20 protein-coding genes are annotated in these 20,140 nt (G+C 69.9%); all 20 read left to right on the top strand.

Translation table 11 applies throughout. From position 1 onward, the window contains the following. Positions 1–116 precede the first annotated feature (116 nt). The 20 genes from thrC to NDAS_RS01715 all read left to right on the top strand — a co-directional run bounded on the left by thrC (position 117) and on the right by NDAS_RS01715 (position 20,119). Positions 117–1,175 (top strand): threonine synthase, encoded by a 1,059-nt coding sequence (gene thrC / locus NDAS_RS01620; protein WP_013151374.1) that lies wholly within the window; start codon positions 117–119, stop codon positions 1,173–1,175. A 240-nt stretch (positions 1,176–1,415) separates the two neighbouring features. Continuing rightward, positions 1,416–2,354, top strand: coding sequence for a homoserine kinase (thrB, locus tag NDAS_RS01625; RefSeq protein ID WP_041552202.1), 939 nt, complete (start codon positions 1,416–1,418; stop codon positions 2,352–2,354). A gap of 440 nt (positions 2,355–2,794) precedes the next feature. Beyond that, a complete protein-coding gene (gene rho, locus NDAS_RS01630; RefSeq protein WP_013151376.1) occupies positions 2,795–4,783 on the top strand; it encodes a transcription termination factor Rho in 1,989 nt (662 codons plus the stop codon). A 261-nt stretch (positions 4,784–5,044) separates the two neighbouring features. Beyond that, the gene (locus NDAS_RS01635; protein WP_013151377.1) at positions 5,045–6,877 is read left to right on the top strand and encodes an L-lactate permease; all 1,833 of its coding nucleotides are present in this window, start codon (positions 5,045–5,047) and stop codon (positions 6,875–6,877) included. Positions 6,878–7,072: 195 nt separating this feature from the next. Further along, positions 7,073–7,282, top strand: coding sequence for a 50S ribosomal protein L31 (gene rpmE / locus NDAS_RS01640; protein ID WP_013151378.1), 210 nt, complete (start codon positions 7,073–7,075; stop codon positions 7,280–7,282). Positions 7,283–7,393: 111 nt separating this feature from the next. Next, complete coding sequence (gene prfA / locus NDAS_RS01645) at positions 7,394–8,464, top strand: peptide chain release factor 1 (RefSeq protein WP_013151379.1); 1,071 nt, start codon at positions 7,394–7,396, stop codon at positions 8,462–8,464. Continuing rightward, positions 8,461–9,324 (top strand): peptide chain release factor N(5)-glutamine methyltransferase, encoded by an 864-nt coding sequence (prmC, locus tag NDAS_RS01650; RefSeq protein WP_013151380.1) that lies wholly within the window; start codon positions 8,461–8,463, stop codon positions 9,322–9,324. The genes prfA and prmC overlap by 4 nt, the downstream gene beginning before the upstream one ends. Before the next feature lie 77 nt (positions 9,325–9,401). Next, entirely contained in the window at positions 9,402–10,187 is a 786-nt protein-coding gene (locus NDAS_RS01655; protein ID WP_013151381.1) for an L-threonylcarbamoyladenylate synthase, read from the top strand. A gap of 12 nt (positions 10,188–10,199) precedes the next feature. After that, a complete protein-coding gene (locus NDAS_RS01660; RefSeq protein ID WP_013151382.1) occupies positions 10,200–11,363 on the top strand; it encodes an MraY family glycosyltransferase in 1,164 nt (387 codons plus the stop codon). A gap of 224 nt (positions 11,364–11,587) precedes the next feature. Beyond that, on the top strand, positions 11,588–12,013 hold the full coding sequence (locus NDAS_RS01665) for a hypothetical protein (RefSeq protein ID WP_013151383.1): 426 nt from the start codon (positions 11,588–11,590) through the stop codon (positions 12,011–12,013). Positions 12,014–12,118: 105 nt separating this feature from the next. Then, positions 12,119–12,349: an AtpZ/AtpI family protein gene (locus NDAS_RS01670; protein WP_013151384.1), complete on the top strand. Its 231-nt coding sequence runs from the start codon at positions 12,119–12,121 to the stop codon at positions 12,347–12,349. 105 nt (positions 12,350–12,454) lie between these two features. After that, entirely contained in the window at positions 12,455–13,285 is an 831-nt protein-coding gene (atpB, locus tag NDAS_RS01675; RefSeq protein ID WP_026338246.1) for a F0F1 ATP synthase subunit A, read from the top strand. 124 nt (positions 13,286–13,409) lie between these two features. Next, the gene (atpE, locus tag NDAS_RS01680; protein WP_013151386.1) at positions 13,410–13,640 is read left to right on the top strand and encodes an ATP synthase F0 subunit C; all 231 of its coding nucleotides are present in this window, start codon (positions 13,410–13,412) and stop codon (positions 13,638–13,640) included. Positions 13,641–13,695: 55 nt separating this feature from the next. Beyond that, on the top strand, positions 13,696–14,238 hold the full coding sequence (gene atpF / locus NDAS_RS01685) for a F0F1 ATP synthase subunit B (protein WP_197724865.1): 543 nt from the start codon (positions 13,696–13,698) through the stop codon (positions 14,236–14,238). Continuing rightward, positions 14,238–15,062, top strand: coding sequence for a F0F1 ATP synthase subunit delta (locus tag NDAS_RS01690; protein WP_013151388.1), 825 nt, complete (start codon positions 14,238–14,240; stop codon positions 15,060–15,062). The genes atpF and NDAS_RS01690 overlap by 1 nt, the downstream gene beginning before the upstream one ends. Before the next feature lie 65 nt (positions 15,063–15,127). Beyond that, entirely contained in the window at positions 15,128–16,768 is a 1,641-nt protein-coding gene (gene atpA / locus NDAS_RS01695) for a F0F1 ATP synthase subunit alpha (protein WP_013151389.1), read from the top strand. 3 nt (positions 16,769–16,771) lie between these two features. Further along, on the top strand, positions 16,772–17,692 hold the full coding sequence (locus NDAS_RS01700; RefSeq protein ID WP_013151390.1) for a F0F1 ATP synthase subunit gamma: 921 nt from the start codon (positions 16,772–16,774) through the stop codon (positions 17,690–17,692). Between the two features lie 5 nt (positions 17,693–17,697). Beyond that, positions 17,698–19,140 carry a F0F1 ATP synthase subunit beta gene (gene atpD / locus NDAS_RS01705; protein ID WP_013151391.1) on the top strand — a complete coding sequence of 481 codons (1,443 nt, stop codon included), beginning with the start codon at positions 17,698–17,700 and terminating at the stop codon, positions 19,138–19,140. 79 nt (positions 19,141–19,219) lie between these two features. Continuing rightward, positions 19,220–19,609, top strand: a complete 390-nt coding sequence (locus tag NDAS_RS01710; protein ID WP_013151392.1) for a F0F1 ATP synthase subunit epsilon — start codon at positions 19,220–19,222, stop codon at positions 19,607–19,609. 27 nt (positions 19,610–19,636) lie between these two features. Continuing rightward, the gene (locus tag NDAS_RS01715; RefSeq protein ID WP_013151393.1) at positions 19,637–20,119 is read left to right on the top strand and encodes a DUF2550 domain-containing protein; all 483 of its coding nucleotides are present in this window, start codon (positions 19,637–19,639) and stop codon (positions 20,117–20,119) included. Positions 20,120–20,140 lie beyond the last annotated feature (21 nt).

The following is a 20,140-nucleotide window of genomic DNA, read 5'->3' on the forward strand; positions in this document are numbered from 1 at the left end:
CATAGACTCGTAGCTGGTGGGGACGACGGACGCGCCGCCGGGCCGTCCGGGAACCCCGCCGCTTCCACCGCGCGTCAAGCGAAGCCGCATCCACCCGAAAGGGACAAGTCGTGAGCATGGCACGGGCGTGGCGAGGCATCGTCGAGGAGTACCGCGACCGCCTCCCCGTCAACGAGAGCACCCCCGTTGTCACCCTCCAGGAGGGCGGCACGCCCCTGCTGCCCGCCACGCGCGTGTCCGAGCTCACGGGCTGCGAGGTCTTCCTCAAGGTCGAGGGGCTCAACCCCACCGGGTCCTTCAAGGACCGCGGCATGACCATGGCCATCACCAAGGCCGCCGAGGACGGCGCCAAGGCCGTCATCTGCGCCTCCACCGGCAACACCAGCGCCAGCGCCGCCGCCTACGCCATCCGCGCGGGCATGACCTGCGCCGTGCTGGTGCCCCAGGGCAAGATCGCCATGGGCAAGCTGGCCCAGGCCCTCGTCCACGGCGCCCGCCTGCTCCAGGTCGACGGCAACTTCGACGACTGCCTCGAACTGGCCCGCAAGCTCAGCGTGGACTACCCGGTCGCCCTGGTGAACTCGGTCAACCCCTACCGCCTCCAGGGGCAGAAGACCGCCGCCTTCGAGATCGTCGACGCCCTCGGCGACGCCCCCGACGTCCACTGCATCCCCGTGGGCAACGCGGGCAACATCACCGCCTACTGGATGGGCTACACCGAGTACTCCAGGGACGGGATCTCCACCCGCAACCCGCGCATGCTCGGCTTCCAGGCCAGCGGCTCCGCGCCCATCGTCAACGGCGCGCCCGTCACCAGCCCGAGCACCATCGCCACCGCCATCCGCATCGGCAACCCGGCCTCCTGGAAGCTGGCCGAGCAGGCCCGCGACGAGTCCGGCGGCCTCATCGACAAGGTCACCGACCGCCAGATCATGGCCGCCTACAAGCTCCTCGCCGCCGAGGAGGGCGTGTTCGTGGAGCTGGCCTCCGCCGCCAGCGTGGCCGGTCTGCTCCAGTCCGTCCAGGCGGGGCTGGTCGAGCCCGGCAGCCGCGTGGTGTGCACCGTGACCGGCAACGGCCTCAAGGACCCCGACTGGGCGCTGGCCGGAGCCTCCTCCGCCACCACCGTCCCGGTCGACGCCCTCGCCGCGGCCCAGGCCCTCGACCTGGCCTGAGACCGGTCGTCCACAGGGCGGAGGGAGTGCCTTCCGCCCTGGCGGGGACGCCGGTAACCTCCGACCGGGAGGGGTGCGGCCCCGCGCCCGCGAGGGTGTGGGCCCCCGACAACCACCCTCACCGCGCACCCATCATCCTTGCAAGACCCCGGTCCCGCCTGTGGACGAGTACCACGCGGGGGCTTCCCGAGAGCCCCCGCCAGGAGAGAGCCCCACGTGAGCCCATCACGCCCCACCCGGGTGTCCGTCCAGGCCCCCGCCACCAGCGCCAACCTCGGACCGGGCTTCGACGCCCTGGGCCTGGCACTGCGCCTGTACAACACGTTCGAGGCGTCCCCGCGCGAGGACGGCGAGCTGCGCGTGCGCGTCGAGGGGGAGGGCGCCGACGAGGTCCCCCTCGACGAGCGCCACCTCGTGGTGCGCGCCATGCGCGAGACCTTCGAGCGGGCCGGGGAGCAACTGCCCGGGCTCGACCTGACCTGCGTCAACGGGGTCCCGCACGCACGCGGTCTCGGCTCCTCCTCCTCGGCGATCGTCGGCGGCGTGGCCGCCGCCAGCGCCCTGCTGGGGCGCACCGGCCCCGACGGCGGACCGGACCGCGACGGCATCTACCAGATCGCCGCGGACATCGAGGGACACCCCGACAACGTGGCCCCCTGCGTCTACGGCGGATACACGGTCGCCTACCGCGACGGCGACCGCTGGGGCGCGGTGTCCCTGGCACCGGACCCCCGCGTCCTGCCGGTGCTGTGCGTGCCCGAGTGGCGGCTGTCCACCGAGCGGGCCCGCGGGCTGCTGCCCGAACGGGTGCCCCACGGCGACGCCGCGTTCAACGCCGGGCGCGCCGCGCTGATGACCGCGGCCGTTTGTGGCCATCCCGAGGCCCTGTACGCGGCCACGCGGGATCGGCTACACGAGTCCTACCGCGCCCCGGCCATGCCGGACACCCTCGATCTCATCCGTGACCTGCGGCAACACGAGAAACTGCCCGCGGTGGTCTCCGGGGCGGGGCCGACGGTCCTGGTCCTGTGCTCCACGGGGGCGGGGGAGGCGTCCGCGGATTCGCCGGAAATCGCGGACCAGATTGATTCGATCCGCCGGAGGGCGGGTAAGAATTGGGACATACGCCCCCTGCTCGTGGAGCTGGCGGGGGTGCGGTCCCCATCTCCCCATCCGTAGCACCTGTGTCGAGGAATAGCCGTGGCCTGTGGTGGTGTTAGGCTAGGTGAAGCACCAGATGCCCCGTTGCGGGGCGAGTGCTCATCCGCCACAACGGCCTTCGCGTCCCATACTCCGGTGGTCCGGTCCCACGACCAACCGGAAGCGGCGGCCGACGTGTCGAGTCCGCGGTTCTCCCGCGACTGTCGCCAACGTCATCGCAGCCCGCTCCTCCTCGGATGAGCGTGTCTCCACGATGGACGGGCAACACCACCGAGCCATCCGCCCCGACGTCTGGCTGTACCCAGAGCCCGTCGCGATTGGGTACGGGACCGCCTTCACGCCGGTTTCCGAACATCCACGTGGGGCACGCCCTACCCGGCCCTGCCGGTTCGCACCACCGGGCCGGCCGCTCCAGCACCCGCTGACGGCCGACGCCCGCTCCTTGGGAAGGACCCTTAGTGAGCGACACCACCGAACTCCGAACGGACGCGGCGGTCGAAGACAAAGCCACCACCGGCGTTTCCGTGACGGAGGCTGGCGATGGCGCGCCGACAGCCACGCCCTCGCGGTCCCGCACGGCGTCGCGCGGCACCGGTCTCGCGGCCCTGAAGCTCCCCGAGCTCCAGAAGCTCGCGTCCAGCCTGGGTATCACCGGTACGGGGCGCATGCGCAAGAGCGACGTCATCGCCGCGATCGAGGCCAAGCAGGGCGGCCCGGTCGGCGGCCCCACGAAGGCCAAAACAGCAAAGAGCGCAGAGACGGCGTCCAAGGCCGGTAAGGTCGAGGCAACCGACGGCCGGGCCGAGGCTCCCGAGACGCCGGGCACGGACGAGGCCCCGCGCAAGCGCGCGGACAAGCAGCCGTCGGACCAGGCCGTGACCGACCCCCAGGGCGGACGGGGCGACAAGCCCTCCCGCGGTCGTCGTTCGTCCCGCCGACGCGGTGACGAGCCCGGCGACCAGCCCCGGGCCGTGGACGGCGCCGAATCCTCTACCTCCGCGAGCAGCGTGACCAAGACATCCAGCACCCCCCAGAAGAACGGCCCCGACTCCGCCGAGGACCGTGACAACAGGTCCGGGCAGGGTCGCGAGCGCCAGCGCAACCGCCGCAACCGCAACCGCGGCGGTGACGACCAGAACGCGAACAGCAACGCCCAGCAGGGTGGTGGCGGCCAGAACCAGGGCCGCGGCTCCGGTGGTGGCGGTGGCGACGACGACGACTTCGGCGGACGCCGCCGCGGACGCCGCCGGGACCGTCGGGACCGCCGCGGACGCGGCGGGGGCCAGGAGCCGGAGCCGGTGATCGGCGAGGACGACGTCCTGCTGCCGGTCGCGGGCATCCTCGACATCCTGGACAACTACGCCTTCGTGCGCACCACCGGCTACCTCCCCGGCCAGAGCGACGTCTACGTCTCCCTGGCCCAGGTCCGCAAGCACGGCCTGCGCAAGGGCGACCACATCATCGGCGCGGTCCGCCAGCCCAAGGACGGCGAGCGCAGGGAGAAGTTCAACGCCCTGGTCCGCCTGGACTCGGTCAACGGCATGTCGCCCGACCAGGCCAGGGGCCGCCAGGAGTTCTCCAAGCTGGTCCCCCTGTACCCCCAGGAGCGCCTGCGCCTGGAGACCGAGCCGCAGATCCTCACCACGCGCATCATCGACCTGGTGGCGCCCATCGGCAAGGGCCAGCGCGGGCTGATCGTCTCCCCGCCCAAGGCGGGCAAGACGATGGTGGTGCAGGCGATCGCCAACGCCATCACCGAGAACAACCCCGAGTGCTACCTGATGGTGATCCTGGTCGACGAGCGGCCCGAGGAAGTCACCGACATGCAGCGCACGGTCAAGGGCGAGGTCATCCACTCGACCTTCGACCGGCCCGCCGAGGACCACACGGTCGTCGCCGACCTGGCCATCGAGCGCGCCAAGCGGCTCGTGGAGATGGGCATGGACGTCGTCGTCCTGCTGGACTCCATCACCCGCCTGGGCCGCGCCTACAACCTGGCCGCCCCGGCCAGCGGGCGCATCATGTCCGGCGGTGTGGACTCCACGGCGCTCTACCCGCCCAAGCGCTTCTTCGGCGCGGCCCGCAACATCGAGGGCGGCGGCTCGCTGACCATCCTGGCCACGGCGCTGGTCGAGACCGGCTCGCGCGCCGACGAGGTGATCTTCGAGGAGTTCAAGGGCACCGGCAACATGGAGCTCAAGCTCAACCGGAGCCTGGCCGACAAGCGGATCTTCCCGGCGGTGGACGTGGACGCGTCCAGCACCCGCAAGGAGGAGATCCTCATGTCCTCCGAGGAGCTGGGCGTGGTCTGGAAGCTGCGCCGGGTGCTGCACGCGCTCGACACCCAGCAGGCCATCGAGCTGCTCCTGGACAAGATGAAGGAGTCCAAGAGCAACGCCGAGTTCCTGCTCCAGATCCAGAAGACCACCGTGGGCCCCGAGCGCTGACCCGCGGCCCCCGGGTCGAAGCAGGCCCCTCTCCCGTTCCGGGAGGGGGGCTTCGTCGTGTCCGCGCGGTGTGTCCGCGGCAGGCGGTCCCGCCCGGGCGGGACCGCGCTCCACCGCTTTCCTTTCGAATCGCGGAAGAGTCAGCCCGTGAGACGAAAAAGATCACTACTGTGTTGCGGATCACAGAAGGGTGTATCCCGCGGCGGGAAAACGATTTAGGGTCTCGCCGTCGAGTAGTCCCCGCACCAGGGAGCCGCCCGGATGGACAACCTCGCCCCACTCAGCCTCCTCGCGCTCGCCCCGATCGTCCTCGTCGGCGTCCTGCTCGTCGGATTCCGTCTCCCGGCCATGTACGCGATGCCCGCCGGATACGTCGTCGTGGTCGCCGTCGCCGTCCTCTTCTGGCAGACCGACTGGGTCGCGATCGCCGCCTCCACCGTCCAGGGCCTCATCCTCGCGATCGGCCTGCTCTACATCATCTTCGGCGCGCTCCTGCTGCTGTCCACCCTCACCAAGAGCGGCGCCATCGCCACCATCCGCACCACCTTCACCGACATCAGCCCCGACCGCCGCGTCCAGGCGATCATCATCGGCTGGCTGTTCGGCAGCTTCATCGAGGGCGCCTCCGGCTTCGGCACCCCCGCCGCCGTGGTCGCGCCGCTCCTGCTCGCCCTGGGCTTCCCCGCGATGGCCGCCGTCATGGTCGGACTGGTCATCCAGAGCACGCCGGTCAGCTTCGGCGCGGTGGGCACACCCATCCTCGTCGGCGTCTCCGGAGGGCTGGAGGGGTCGTCCGCGGTCGCCGCGCGCGCCGCCGAACTCGGCCTGGACATGCCCGGGTTCGTCAGCCTCATCGGGTTCCAGACCGTCCTGCTGCACGCCGTCGCCGGAACCCTCGTCCCGCTCTTCATCTGCTGCATGCTCTGCGGCTTCTACGGCGGGAACCGGCGCTTCTCCGACGGCCTCGGAGTGTGGAGGTTCGCGCTGTTCGCCGCCTTCGCCATGACCGTCCCCTCGGTCCTGTACAACCACTTCCTCGGCGTGGAGTTCACCAGCCTCCTCGGCGGCCTCACCGGTCTGGTCATCGTCGTCCTCGCCGCACGCCGGGGCTTCCTCATGCCCAAGCGGACCTGGGACTTCCCGCCCCGCGAGGACTGGCTGGCCCGCTGGAGCGGCACGCTCTCCCCGGGGGACGGCGAGACCGCGCGCGCCGACGGCGGACGCGTGGGGTTCCTGGCCGCCTGGGCGCCCTACCTCATGGTCGCCGCACTGCTGGTGGCCACCCGCACCATCACGCCCCTGGAGGACTGGCTGACCGGCGTCGCGGTCGGAGCCACCGACATCTTCGGCACCCCCGTCTCCCAGCTCGTCGAACCCCTCTACTCTCCCGGCGCGACCTTCATCCTCGTCTGCCTGCTCACCTACGGCCTGCACCGCATGACCCGCCGCCAGATCGCCGACTCCTGGCGGATGGCCGGATCACAGCTGGCCGGGGCGGCCGTCGCCCTGCTCTTCGCCGTCCCGCTCGTCCGCGTCTTCATCAACACCGGAGGCGACTTCGGCGACACCGCCATGGAGAGCATGCCGCTCACCCTCGCCGCCGGAGCCGCCGAACTGGGCGGGACCGCATGGCCGCTCTACGCCCCCTGGATCGGCGCCCTGGGCGCCTTCGTCGCGGGCTCCAACACCGTGTCCAACCTGATGTTCTCCCTCTTCCAGTTCTCCACCGCCGAACGCATCGGCATCCCGCCCGAGACCGTCGTGGCCACCCAGGCCGTGGGCGGAGCCGCGGGCAACATGATCACCGTGCACAACGTGGTCGCCGCCTCCGCCGTGGTCGGACTGGCCGGACGCGAGGGAGACCTCATCCGCCAGAGCCTCCTGCCCATGACCTACTACGTGCTGCTGGCGGGGTCGGTGAGCTACGTCCTCGTCTACGGGTTCGGCCCCGGCGCCGGCACCGTCATGCTCCTTCTGCTCCTCGCCGTGCTCGCCGCGCTCGTCCTCCTCATGCGCCGGGCCGACGCGGACAAGCCCCCCTCCCGCACCGCCGGAACCGCCCCCGGAGGAGGCCGCGGGAAGGGGGAGGAATAGGTACTGGTCCCGGCAACGTTGTGGGTCTGGCAAACTGGTAGCGGGGAGTGGCCCGCCCTGCTTCGGCTGGGCCCGCCGCCCCGTTACCCGGATCGCCGCGACACCGGTTCGCGCATGGCCCACGACGACCGACCCGCCCCTGGCGGCCCGGCCCGTCATGCGTCCGGCGGTTGCGCCCCTGATGAGGAGACACACATGAAGGCCGACATCCACCCCGAGTACGTCGCTACCGAGGTGACCTGCACCTGCGGTGCCCACTTCACCACCCGCAGCACCGTCACCGAGGGCAAGATCCGCGCCGAGGTGTGCTCCGAGTGCCACCCGTTCTACACGGGCAAGCAGAAGATCCTGGACACCGGTGGCCGCGTCGCCCGCTTCGAGAAGCGCTTCGGCAAGCGCAAGTAGCGCCGCCCGCTGTCCCGCGGGGCCAGAGCACCCGGCCCCGCGGGACCAGGCTGACCCCCGAGGGGGAGACGGACAGGCGAGGTAAGCACAACACGACGGGGACGGGCGAACGTGAAGCTGGACGACCTACTGGGGGAGTACTACGAGCTGGAACAGCAGCTCGCCGACCCCGAGGTGCACGCCGACCAGGCCAGGGCGCGCACGCTGGGCAAACGCTACGCACAGCTCACCCCCATCATCGAGACCTACCGCGCGCTCAAGGAGGTCGAGAGCGACATCGACACCGCGCGCGAGCTCGCCGCCGAGGACTCCTCCTTCGCCGAGGAGGCCGACCGCCTGACCGAGGAGGCCGAGCGGCTCACCGAGCGCCTGCGCGTCCTGCTCATCCCCCGCGACCCCGCCGACGACAAGAACCTCATCATGGAGGTCAAGGCGGGCGAGGGCGGTGAGGAGTCCGCCCTCTTCGCCGGCGACCTGGTGCGCATGTACCTGCGCTACGCCGAGCGCCAGGGCTGGAAGACCGAGGTCATCGACTCCACCCACTCCGACCTCGGCGGGTACAAGGACATCACGATCGCCTTCAAGAACAAGGGCACCCCCGAGCCCGGTTCGGGCGTGTGGCCGATGCTCAAGTTCGAGGGCGGCGTGCACCGGGTGCAGCGCGTCCCCGTCACCGAGTCCCAGGGCCGCATCCACACCTCCGCGGCCGGTGTGCTGGTCGTCCCCGAGGCCGAGGACATCGAGGTCGAGATCCACGAGAAGGACCTTCGCGTGGACGTCTACCGCTCCTCCGGACCCGGCGGCCAGAGCGTCAACACCACCGACTCCGCGGTGCGCATCACCCACCTGCCGACCGGCATCGTCGCCTCGTGCCAGAACGAGAAGAGCCAGCTCCAGAACAAGGAGCAGGCCATGCGCATCCTGCGCGCCCGCATCTACGCCGAGGCCCAGGCCAGCGCGGACGCCGAGGCCGCCGCCGAGCGCAAGAGCCAGGTCCGCACGGTGGACCGGTCCGAGCGCGTGCGCACCTACAATTTCCCCGAGAACCGCATCTCCGACCACCGGGTCGGATACAAGGCCTACAACCTCGACCAAGTCCTCGACGGGGAACTCGGCGGGGTCGTCAAGGCCCTCGTGGACGCGGACACCAAGGAAAGGCTCGAAGCGGCTCAGTCGTCATGAACGTCCTGCTCGACGAGGTCGCCCGCGCGACGCGCAGACTCGCGGAGGCGGGCGTGGCCTCACCTCGCGCCGACGCCGAGGAACTCGCGGCGTTCGTGCACGGTGTCCGTCGAGGGGAGCTGCACACGGTCGCCGACTCCGACTTCGACGCCCGCTACTGGGAGTGCGTCTCCCGGCGCGAGGCCCGCGAACCCCTCCAGCACATCACCGGCCGCGCCTACTTCCGCTACCTCGAACTCCGCGTCGGGCCCGGGGTCTTCGTGCCCCGCCCCGAGACCGAGATCATGGTGGACTGGGCCATCCAGACCCTGCGCGCCATGGACGTCGCCGACCCCCTGGTGGTCGACCTCGGCACCGGCTCGGGAGCCATCGCCATCTCCATCGCGCAGGAGGTGCCGCGCTCGCGCGTGCACACGGTGGAGGTCGACCCCGACGCCCTGGCCTGGGCCCGGCGCAACATCGACGCCAGCGGCCACGCCGACCGGGTCACCTCCCACCACGGCGACATGCGCACCGCCCTGCCCCAGCTCAACGGGCGCGTCGACCTGCTCATCAGCAACCCCCCCTACGTCCCCACCCGCGAGGCCGGAGCCATCCCGCCCGAGGTGCGCGACTACGACCCCGCCCCCGCGCTGTGGTCGGGCGAGGACGGCCTGGACATGATCCGCGCGCTGGAGGCGGTCGGCCGCAGGCTGCTGCGTCCCGGCGGCGCGATGGCCGTGGAGCACCACGACGGCCAGGGCATCGACATCCCCTGGCTCTTCCCCGAGGACAGGGGCTGGCGCGACGTCCTCAACCGCAAGGACCTGGCCCGGCGCGACCGCTTCGTGGTCATGCGCCGCGCCGACGAGGACGGCTGACGTGCTTTCCCCCGCCCCCCGTATCCCGGTCCGACCGTGAACCCGGTGGACTCCGTTCAAGAGTGAGGTGAACGCAGGTGAGCCGCATCTACGACTGCGCGGACGAGACCGCCCGCAAGGACGGCATCGCCGACGCCGCGTCCGCGGTACGCCGAGGCGACCTTGTGGTGCTGCCCACGGACACCGTGTACGGCATCGGTACCGACGCCTTCAGCCCGACCGCCGTGGCCAGGCTGCTCGCCACCAAGGGCCGGGGCCGCGAGATGCCCCCGCCGGTGCTGGTCGGCTCGATGCGCGCCGCCAACGCCCTCGTCGACGACCTGGGCAACCACGGCCGCGACCTCATGGAGGAGTTCTGGCCCGGTCCGCTCACCCTGGTCTGCACCGCCACCCCCAGCCTGTCCTGGGACCTGGGCGACACCAAGGGCACCGTGGGCGTGCGCATGCCGATGGACCCGGTCGCCCTGGACCTGCTCAAGGAGGTCGGGCCCATGGCGGTCAGCAGCGCCAACAAGTCCGGCCAGCCCTCCGCGACCCGTGTGGAGGAGGCCATCGAGCAGCTCGGTGACGAGGACGTCGCCGTCTACCTGGACGGCGGCGAGACCGAGTCCCGCGTCTCCTCCACCATCGTCGACCTGACCTACGCGGTCCCGCGCGTGCTGCGCGCGGGCGCCATCTCCATCGAACAGCTGCGCGCGGTGTGCGGCACCGTGATCGGCGAGCTGCGCAAGGGTCCCCGCAAGCCCGTGCGGCCGGAGGGCGGCGAGGCCGGGGACGCGCAGGCCCCGGCACCGGAGCCGCAGACCCCGCGGGACGAGGACGAGAGCGCTCCCGGGACCGCCCCCGACGGCGACAAGAACTAGAGGGGCCAGGACGTGCGTGAGTACGCGCTCACCTTCGTCATCGCCGCCGCGGTGACCTACCTGCTCGTTCCGCTGGTGCGCCGGTTCGCCATCGCCTTCGGCGCCACGCCGCCGGTGCGCGACCGCGACGTGCACACCGAGCCCATCCCGCGACTGGGCGGGCTGGCCATCTACGGAGGGTTCGCCGCCGCCCTGCTGATCTCGGCCCAGCTGCCCCACCTCCAGGACGTCTTCCTCGCCGACACCTGGATGGGCCTGCTGCTCGCGGGCGGGCTCATCACCATCGTCGGCGTCATCGACGACCGCTGGGGCATGGACGCGCTGAGCAAGCTCGCCGGGCAGACCGCCGCCGCGGGCATCCTGGTCTGGCAGGGCGTGCAGCTGCTGTGGCTGCCGCTGCCCGGCACCCAGCTCTCCCTGGGCCCGTGGCTGGGCGCGATGGTCTCGATCCTGCTGATCGTGGTGACCATCAACGCGGTCAACTTCGCCGACGGCCTCGACGGCCTGGCGGCGGGCATCGTCGCCATCTCCTCCCTGGCCTTCTTCGCCTACTACTACGTCGTCGCGGTGGAGCAGGGCTTCGTGCGCCAGTCCTATCCGGCGATGATCGCGATCATCCTCGCGGGCACGTGCGCCGGGTTCCTCTGCCACAACTTCCACCCGGCCAAGGTGTTCATGGGCGACACCGGGGCCATGCTGCTGGGCCTGCTGCTGACCTCGATCACCATCACGGTGACCGGACAGTTCGACGCCAACACCGCGCGCGAGGGGTTCAACTCCGGCCTGGTGGTGTTCCTGCCGATCGCGCTGCCGCTGCTGGTGATCGCCCTTCCGCTGGCCGACCTGGTGCTGGCCGTCGTGCGCAGGACCCTGGCGGGCAAGTCCCCGTTCGCGCCGGACCGGGGCCACCTGCACCACCGCCTGCTGGACATGGGCCACAGCCACGTGCGCGCGGTGCTGCTGATGTACCTGTGGGCGGGGATCGTGGCCTTCGCCGCGGTCGCCCTGTCGGTGTTCGACTCCTGGGTCATCGTGTTGGCGGTGACCGCGCTGGTGGCCACGTGTGCGGTTGGCCTCATCGCGCTGCCCCGCCTGCGGCGACGCGGACTGCTGTTCCCGCGGCGCAAGGAAAGCGTCAAGACGGCCCCAGATCACGATTCGCCAACTGATGGCTGAGCGGGCCCTCGGGGGCCGTACCTTGGAGCCGAGGAAAGGCGCTTCTGACCTGCGGATACGGTGGCGGAACAGGTGTGGCGAAGGCGACATGAGCGTGGAAGACCGCCTGGATCGGGCACTTTGCGGGCCGTTAAGGTCGCGTTAAGGAACCCCCGGATTCAGCACCAAAAACCTTGTGATAGCTTTCACGAGCAGGCAACCACGACCCCAGACGGAGCTTCGCCATGCAGGAAAACGACGCCTGGAGGGCCTTCCGCGGTGCCGCGCTTCCCGGTGTGGCGTGCGCCCTTCTGGCCTTGGCGGTATCGGCGCTTCTCGCCGGTGCGCCGGGCCTGGCCGGCTCCGCGCTGGCCTCGGTGGTCGTTCTCGGCTGCTTCGGTCTGGGACAGGCGGGCGTCATCCTCGTCACCCGCCGGAACAAGGACCTCTTCCTCGCGGCGAACCTCGTGGGCTTCGTCATCAAGATGGCGGTGCTCGGCGTTGTCCTGGTCACCCTGGGCAACAGCTCCTTCGTGGCCAGCCTGAACAGCCCGGCCTTCGTGTACAGCGCGTTGGCCGTCGTCCTGGCCTGGCTGGGCGGCCAGACCTGGACGATCTCCAGGACGAAGACGCTCCACGTCGACCCGGTCGAGAGCGCGGAGAACGGGTGATGGAGTGCCCCGGCCGTGCCCCTCGAAACGGGCGTAATACGATGCTTCCCGACGGCTGGGACTCCGAGTCCCCGTCCGAGCTCACATGCTATATTCCGGAGCGAGATGAGCAGCGAACCGACCAGGAGGACAGACGCGCACGAGGATTCGGTGCCGCGTCAGTCCGACGGGTGGGCCCTCTTCTCCACTCTGCTCTCGGGCGTGCTCGTCTGGAGCGCGATCGGCTGGGCCGCGGACGAGCTGTTGGGTTTCCAGGCACTGTTCCTGCCCATCGGGGCGGTTCTGGGAATGGCGGGCGCGATCTACCTGATCGTCGCCAAGTCCCGTCGCTCCTGAGTCCCCCCACCAGTCCGGCGTCGCGGTTCGCGCGACAACGCTCCGCAACAACCATCAACGAGGCTTTCTTGCGTCACGACGAAAGGATTCGCCGTGAGTGCTGACGTGCGCATTCTCGCGGCCGAACCGAATTGCCACTTGTTCGGTGACAACGGGTGCGGTTTCACGCCGCCCACGATCGGGATGTTCTTCCCCGAACCGTGGTATACCAACATCCCCGGCAGCGCGGGTATCGACCTCTACCTGGTCCTGCTGCTCGTCGCGGTCGGTGCCGTCCTGCTTCTGTGGTCGTGGTTCAGCCGCAAGCTGAGCCTCGTCCCCGGGCGCAGGCAGAGCGTCGGAGAGATGCTGGTCCTCTTCGTGCGCGACCAGATCACCCGTCCCACGATGGGTGCCAAGGGCGACCGGTTCCTGCCGTTCATGACAGCGGTGTTCACGCTGATCCTGGCCATGAACTTCACCGGCCTGATCCCCGGTATGTTGCCGGTCAACAGCAACCTGGCCTTCACGGCCATGCTGGCGGCGGTCATCTACGTCATGACCATCGTGATCGGAATCCGCAACCAGGGCGGCTGGGGCTATTTCCGGAACCAGATCTTCCCCCCGGGAATGCCCAAGGTGATCTACATCCTGGTCACCCCCATCGAAATCCTCTCGGTGTTCCTCATCCGGCCGGTGACGCACGCCCTCCGTCTCTTCGCGACCATGTTCGCGGGCAGCCTGCTGCTCGCCGTGTTCGCCTACGGCGGCTGGTACATGCTGAACCTGACGGCCGGACCGGTCCTGAGTACGGTTTCGGTGCTCTTCTCCGGTGCCGCTCTGCTCGGCTACCTGGCCTTCTTCCTCTTCGAGATCCTGATCATGGCCGTCCAGGCGTTCATCTTCACGCTGCTGGCCAGCCTGTACATCAACCAGTCCCTCGAAGCGGCCCACTGAACCCCGCACACCCCCAGGTCCCCCCGGGCCGGGCAGGGGTGTGGGAAGCCACAGATCCGTCCACACCGGCGAACTGACCCACTTGCGAAGCGCAACGCCGGACGTCGAGTAAAAGGAAACATCAATGGACATCGCTGCGATCACCGGCAACATCAACACCATCGGTTACGGCATCAGCGTCATCGGCGCCGGTATCGGTGTCGGTATCGTCTTCGGTCTCGGTATGCAGGCCATCGCCCGCCAGCCCGAGGCGCGCGGTCCGCTCCAGACCAACATCTACCTGGGCTTCGCCCTCATCGAGGCCCTGGCCATCCTGGGCTTCGTTCTCGCCTTCGCCGCCCCCACCGGTTCCTGACCAAGGTTTGCCGGCGGAATCTGATGGCAACTGACGCGAAGGAGGGCTGACCATGTTGGTGGAGTTGGCAGCCGATTACAACATTCTGCGGATCGACTGGGTGAAGTTCACCTTCGGTGCGATCGCGCTCGCCGTGGTCTACTTCTTTGTCGCCCGCAAGGCGGTGCCGAAGGTCATGGCGGTCCTCGACGAGCGTCACGACGCCATCGAGGGCGGCATCGAGCGCGCCAAGAAGGCCGAGGCCGAGGCCGAGGTGATCCGCCAGCAGTACCGCGAGAAGCTCGAGGAATCGCACCGCGAGTACGCCCAGGAGCTGGAGAAGGCCAAGGAGCAGCGGGCCGCGATCATCGCCGAGGCGCGCGAGGAGGCCCAGGCCGAGGCGCGACGCATCGTCGAGGCGGCCCACGCCCAGATCGAGGCCGACCGCCAGCAGGCCCTGGTGCAGCTGCGCAACGAGGTCGGTGCGCTCTCCACCGAGCTGGCGAGCCGCATCGTCGGTGAGACCCTCAGCGACAGCGCCGCCCAGAACCGCGTCATCGACCGGTTCCTGGACGAGCTGGAGCAGACCGACAGCACGCAGCAGGCAGAGGTGCGCTGATGCGTGGTATCAGCCGCACGTCGCTGGCCGAGGTGACCCGGCGCCTGGACGAGAACGTCCTGGCGTCGGCGGGCACCCCGCAGAGCGGCGTCTCCCTGGGCAGCGAGCTCTTCGAGGTCGTCGCCCTGCTGGGGAACGAGCACTCGCTGCGCCGCTGGCTCGCCGACCAGGCGAACCCGGCCGAGGCCAAGAGCGGCCTGATCGGGCAGCTCCTGGAGAGCAGGGTGTCGCCGTCCGCGGTCCTCGTGGCCGGTGACGTGGTCTCGGCCAGGTGGTCGGGTCCGCGCGACCTGGTGGACGCGATGGAGCGGATGGCGGTCTACGCGACCGTCGCCCAGCTCCAGACCGCCTCGGGGCTCGACGAGCTGGAGGACGAGCTGTTCCGCTTCCAGCGGATCGTCATCGCCCAGCCCGCGCTCCGCGACGCCCTCACCCGTGACGGGGCCGCCCCCGAGCTGCGCCTCTCCCTCGTGGAGAACCTGCTCTCGGGCAAGGTGCACCCCGCGACGCTGGTCCTGGTCGGTGAAGCGGTCGCCCGACCCAGGGGACGTACCCTGGAGCAGGCGCTGGACAACTTCGGACAACTCGTCGCCGAGCGCGCCAAGCGCTACGTCGCCGTCGTCCGCAGCGCCGTCGCCCTGAGCGAGCAACAGCAGTCCCGGCTCGGAGCCGCGCTCTCGCGCGCCTACGGCCGCGACATCCACCTCAACATCGAGGTCGCCCCCGAGATCGTGGGTGGCCTGTCCATCCAGGTGGGTGACGAGGTCATCGACGGGACCATCGCCGGGCGTATCGCCGAGGCCCAACGCCGCCTGGCCGGCTGACAGAACGCAAGGCAAGCACGCACGGCGCCAGCCCGGCGCCATTTGAGAGCAAGGACAACGTAGAGATGGCGGAGCTGACGATCCGGCCGGACGAGATCCGGGACGCGCTACAGCGCTTCGTCCAGTCGTACGAGCCTGAAGCCACCCGCGCGGAAGAGGTCGGTACCGTCACCTACTCCGGTGACGGCATCGCCCGCGTCGGTGGCCTTCCCTCGGCGATGGCGAACGAGCTGCTCCAGTTCGAGGACGGCACCCTGGGCCTGGCCCAGAACCTCGAGATCGGTGAGATCGGTGTCGTCGTGCTGGGTGACTTCACCAGCATCGAGGAGGGCCAGAAGGTGCGCCGCACCGGCCAGCTCCTCTCGGTGCCGGTGGGTGACAACTTCCTCGGCCGCGTGGTGGACCCCCTGGGCGCCCCCATCGACGGCAAGGGTGAGATCGAGTCCACCGAACGCCGTGAGCTGGAGCTCCAGGCGGCGACCGTGATGGAGCGCAAGCCCGTCCACGAGCCGCTCCAGACCGGTATCAAGGCGATCGACTCGATGACCCCGGTCGGCCGCGGCCAGCGCCAGCTGGTCATCGGCGACCGCCAGACCGGCAAGACCGCGGTCTGCATCGACGCGATCATCAACCAGAAGGCCAACTGGGAGTCGGGCGACCCCGACAAGCAGGTGCGCTGCATCTACGTCGCGATCGGCCAGAAGGGCTCGACCATCGCCGGTGTGCGTGGCGCCCTCGAAGAGGCCGGCGCGATGGAGTACACCACCATCGTCGCCGCCCCGGCGTCCGAGGCGGCCGGCTTCAAGTACCTGGCCCCCTACACCGGCTCGGCCCTGGGCCAGCACTGGATGTACGAGGGCAAGCACGTCCTCATCGTCTTCGACGACCTCACCAAGCAGGCCGAGGCCTACCGTGCGGTGTCGCTGCTGCTGCGCCGCCCGCCGGGCCGCGAGGCCTACCCCGGTGACGTCTTCTACCTGCACTCCCGGCTGCTGGAGCGCTGCGCCAAGCTCTCCGACGAGATGGGCAAGGGGTCGATGACCGCCCTGCCGATCATCGAGACCAAGGCGGGCGACGTCTCGGCGTACATCCCCACCAACGTCATCTCCATCACCGACGGCCAGGTCTTCCTGGAGTCGGACCTGTTCAACCAGGGCCAGCGCCCGGCGATCAACGTCGGTGTGTCGGTCTCCCGTGTCGGTGGCGCCGCGCAGACCAAGGCCATGAAGAAGGTCTCGGGCACCCTGCGGCTGGGCCTGGCCCAGTACCGCGAGCTGGAGGCGTTCTCCGCCTTCGGTTCGGACCTGGACGCCGTCTCCAAGCAGCAGCTGGAGCGCGGTGCCCGCCTGATGGAGCTCCTCAAGCAGGGCCAGTACTCGCCGTTCTCCATGGAGAAGCAGGTCGTCTCGATCTGGGCCGGCACCACCGGCCGCGTCGACGACGTCCCGGTCGAGGACGTGCGCCGCTTCGAGGAGGACTTCCTCGACCACCTGAGCCGCGAGCACCAGGGCATCCTCGACACCATCCGCGAGAGCGGCAAGTTCGAGGACGAGACCGAGAAGTCCCTCGACTCGGCGCTGGAGAAGTTCAAGCAGGGCTTCCAGACCTCCGCCGGGACCCTCCTGGGCACCGAGGCCGAGGCCGAGGCGCTGGACGAGGAGAAGGTCGGCCAGGAGACCATCAAGGTCGCCAAGGGCGGGAAGTAACCCATGGGTGCACAGCTTCGCGTCTATCGCCGGAGGATCCGCTCGACGAAGTCGATGGCGAAGATCACCCGCGCGATGGAGCTCATCGCCACGACGCGCATCACCAAGGCGCAGCGTGCGGCGGAGGCTGCTGGGCCCTACGCGCGGGAGATCACCCGGGCGGTCTCGGCCCTGGCCAGCCGGGTGACCGATCACCCTCTGCTGACCGAGGCCGAGAACCCCACCCGCGCCGCCGTCCTGGTCATCACCAGCGACAAGGGCCTGGCGGGCGCCTTCTCGACCAACGTGCTCAAGGAGGCGGACTCCCTCACCCAGCTCCTGCGCGAGCAGGGCAAGGAGGTCCTCACCTACATGGTGGGCCGCAAGGGCGTGGGCTTCTACAAGTTCCGCGACCGCCCCCTCGAGGCGCAGTGGGAGGGCTTCACCGAGCGCCCCACCTACGCGCACGCCCAGGAGATCGGCTCCGCCCTCATGGAGAAGTTCTCCGCCGACGCCGCCGACGGCGGGGTCGACGAGATCCACGTGGTCTCCACGGAGTTCGTCTCGATGCTGACCCAGCGCGCGGGGGCCGTCCGGGCCCTGCCGCTGGAGGTGGAGGAGGTCGACAGCTCCGAGCTGGAGGCCGTGCACGGGAGCGAGCCGCTTCCGCTGTACGAGTTCGAGCCCTCGGCGGAGGAGGTCCTGGACCAGCTGCTGCCGCAGTACGTCGTCAACAGGATCTACTTCTCGCTCCTGGAGTCGTCCGCCTCCCAGCAGGCCTCCCGCCGCGCCGCCATGAAGGCGGCCACGGACAACGCCGAGGAACTCGCCAAGAACCTGACCCGTCTGGCCAACCAGGCACGTCAGGCTGAGATCACCAATGAGCTCAGTGAGATTGTCGGCGGTGCCGACGCGCTCGCTGCTGCCAGCGCGGGAAGTGAGTAACAAAAGTGACTGCGACAGTTGAAGGGACGGCTGGGGCTGGCACCGCCACCGGCCGGATCTCCCGGGTCACCGGCCCGGTCGTCGACGTGGAGTTCCCCGTCGGCTCCCTGCCTGCCATCTACAACGCCCTGCACACCGACGTGACCATCGGCGGCAAGGCCAAGACCATCACGATGGAGGTCGCCCAGCACCTGGGTGACAACCTCGTGCGCACGGTCTCCCTGGCCCCCCAGGACGGCCTCGTCCGCGGCGCCGAGGTGCGCGACACCGGCGCGCCCATCAGCGTGCCCGTCGGCGACGTCGTCAAGGGCCACGTGTTCAACACCCTGGGCGAGTCCCTGGACGTGCCGACCGCGGAGCTGGGCGTCACCGAGCGCTGGCCGATCCACCGCAAGGCCCCGGCCTTCGACCAGCTCGAGTCCAAGACCGAGATGATGGTCACGGGCATCAAGGTCATCGACCTGCTCACCCCGTACGTGCGCGGTGGCAAGATCGGCCTGTTCGGCGGCGCCGGTGTGGGCAAGACCGTGCTCATCCAGGAGATGATCACGCGTATCGCCCGCAACTTCGGTGGTGTGTCCGTGTTCGCCGGTGTCGGCGAGCGCACCCGTGAGGGTACGGACCTCTTCCTGGAGATGGACGAGATGGAGGTCCTCCAGGACACCGCCCTCGTCTTCGGCCAGATGGACGAGCCCCCGGGCACCCGTCTGCGGGTGGCCCTGTCCGCTCTGACGATGGCGGAGTACTTCCGCGACGTCCAGAAGCAGGACGTGCTGCTGTTCATCGACAACATCTTCCGTTTCACCCAGGCGGGTTCGGAGGTCTCCACGCTGCTGGGCCGCATGCCCTCGGCCGTGGGCTACCAGCCCAACCTGGCGGACGAGATGGGCCAGCTCCAGGAGCGGATCACCTCGACCCGCGGCCACTCGATCACCTCGATGCAGGCGATCTACGTGCCCGCGGACGACTACACCGACCCGGCTCCGGCAACCACCTTCGCCCACCTGGACGCGACGACCGAGCTCTCCCGCCCGATCTCGCAGAAGGGCATCTACCCGGCGGTGGACCCGCTGACCTCCACCTCCCGCATCCTCGACCCGCAGTACGTGGGCGAGGAGCACTACCAGGTGGCCCAGCGCGTCAAGGAGATCCTCCAGCGCAACAACGACCTCCAGGACCAGATCGCCATCCTCGGTATGGACGAGCTGTCCGAGGAGGACAAGATCGTCGTCAACCGGGCGCGCCGGATCGAGCGCTTCCTGTCGCAGAACATGTTCGTGGCCGAGAAGTTCACCGGCACCCCGGGCGTGTTCGTCCCCCTGGAGGAGACCATCGCCTCCTTCAAGGGCCTGTGCGACGGTGAGTACGACCACCTGCCCGAGCAGGCGTTCCTCGACGTCGGCAACATCGACATGGCCGTCGAGAAGGCCAAGAAGCTGCAGGGTTAGTTCTCCGGCCGGGCCGGTCCCCGACAGCGGTCGGGGACCGGCCCGGCCGAATCACCCGCTAGCCGAGGAGTTTGTGGCAGTGTCGAAGAAGCTTTTCGTCGAGATCGTCTCGCCCGAACGTGAGATTTGGGCGGGCGAGGGCGACATGGTCATCGCGAAGACCGTCGAGGGTGAGATGGGTGTCCAGCCCGGGCACGTCCCGGTGCTGTCGCTGCTCGCCCACGACGCGGTCGTCCGCGTGCTGGGCGCGCGGGAGACCGGCGAGGTCCGGGCCGCCGCGCACGGCGGGTTCGTCTCGGTCTCGGGTGAGGGACGCGTCTCCATCCTCGCCGAGACCGCCGAGCTCGCCGAGGACATCGATGTGGACCGCGCGCGTACGGCGCTGAAGGGCGCGGCCGAGTCCGGCGACAACGTCGCCCTGGGCCGTGCCCGCAGCCGTCTGCGGGCCGCGGGCGAGGAAGTCGCCTAGCGTAGGACGGCGGGACGAGTGGTGGGCATGCAACGGCTCCGGCCCGGAGCACCCTGGTGGGAGTCCGCGCTGTGGGTGTTCCTCGCCCTGCTCGTCGTCCTGCTGGCGCTGGCGCTCGCCGTCACCCTGCGCCGCTGGATCCTCGTACGGCGCGGCGGCGCGGTGGAGTGCTACCTGCGCGCCGTCGGGGCGCGGGGCCGCAGGGGGTCCTGGCGTATCGGCTTCGGCCGGTACGGCACGGAGAACCTGGGCTGGTTCCCGATCTTCTCCCTCAGACCGCGGCCGACAGCCAGGCTGTCGCGCCGCGGTCTCGTCGTCGTGGGGCGGCGCGCCCCCGCCGGGGACGAGGGCCTGCCCGCGGACCTCACGGTGCTCCAGGTGGGCTGGTTGCTCGCCGACGGCTCCGACCCCCGCGAGGCGGCCTACGAGATCGCCATGGGCGAGGGCACCCAGACCGGCTTCCTGTCGTGGCTGGAGTCGATGCCCCCGGGAACGCACTGGGAGAGCTGAGTTTGCGCGTGGGTGGTTCTC

The sequence above is a fragment of the Nocardiopsis dassonvillei subsp. dassonvillei DSM 43111 genome (assembly GCF_000092985.1).
GTDB lineage: Bacteria > Actinomycetota > Actinomycetes > Streptosporangiales > Streptosporangiaceae > Nocardiopsis > Nocardiopsis dassonvillei.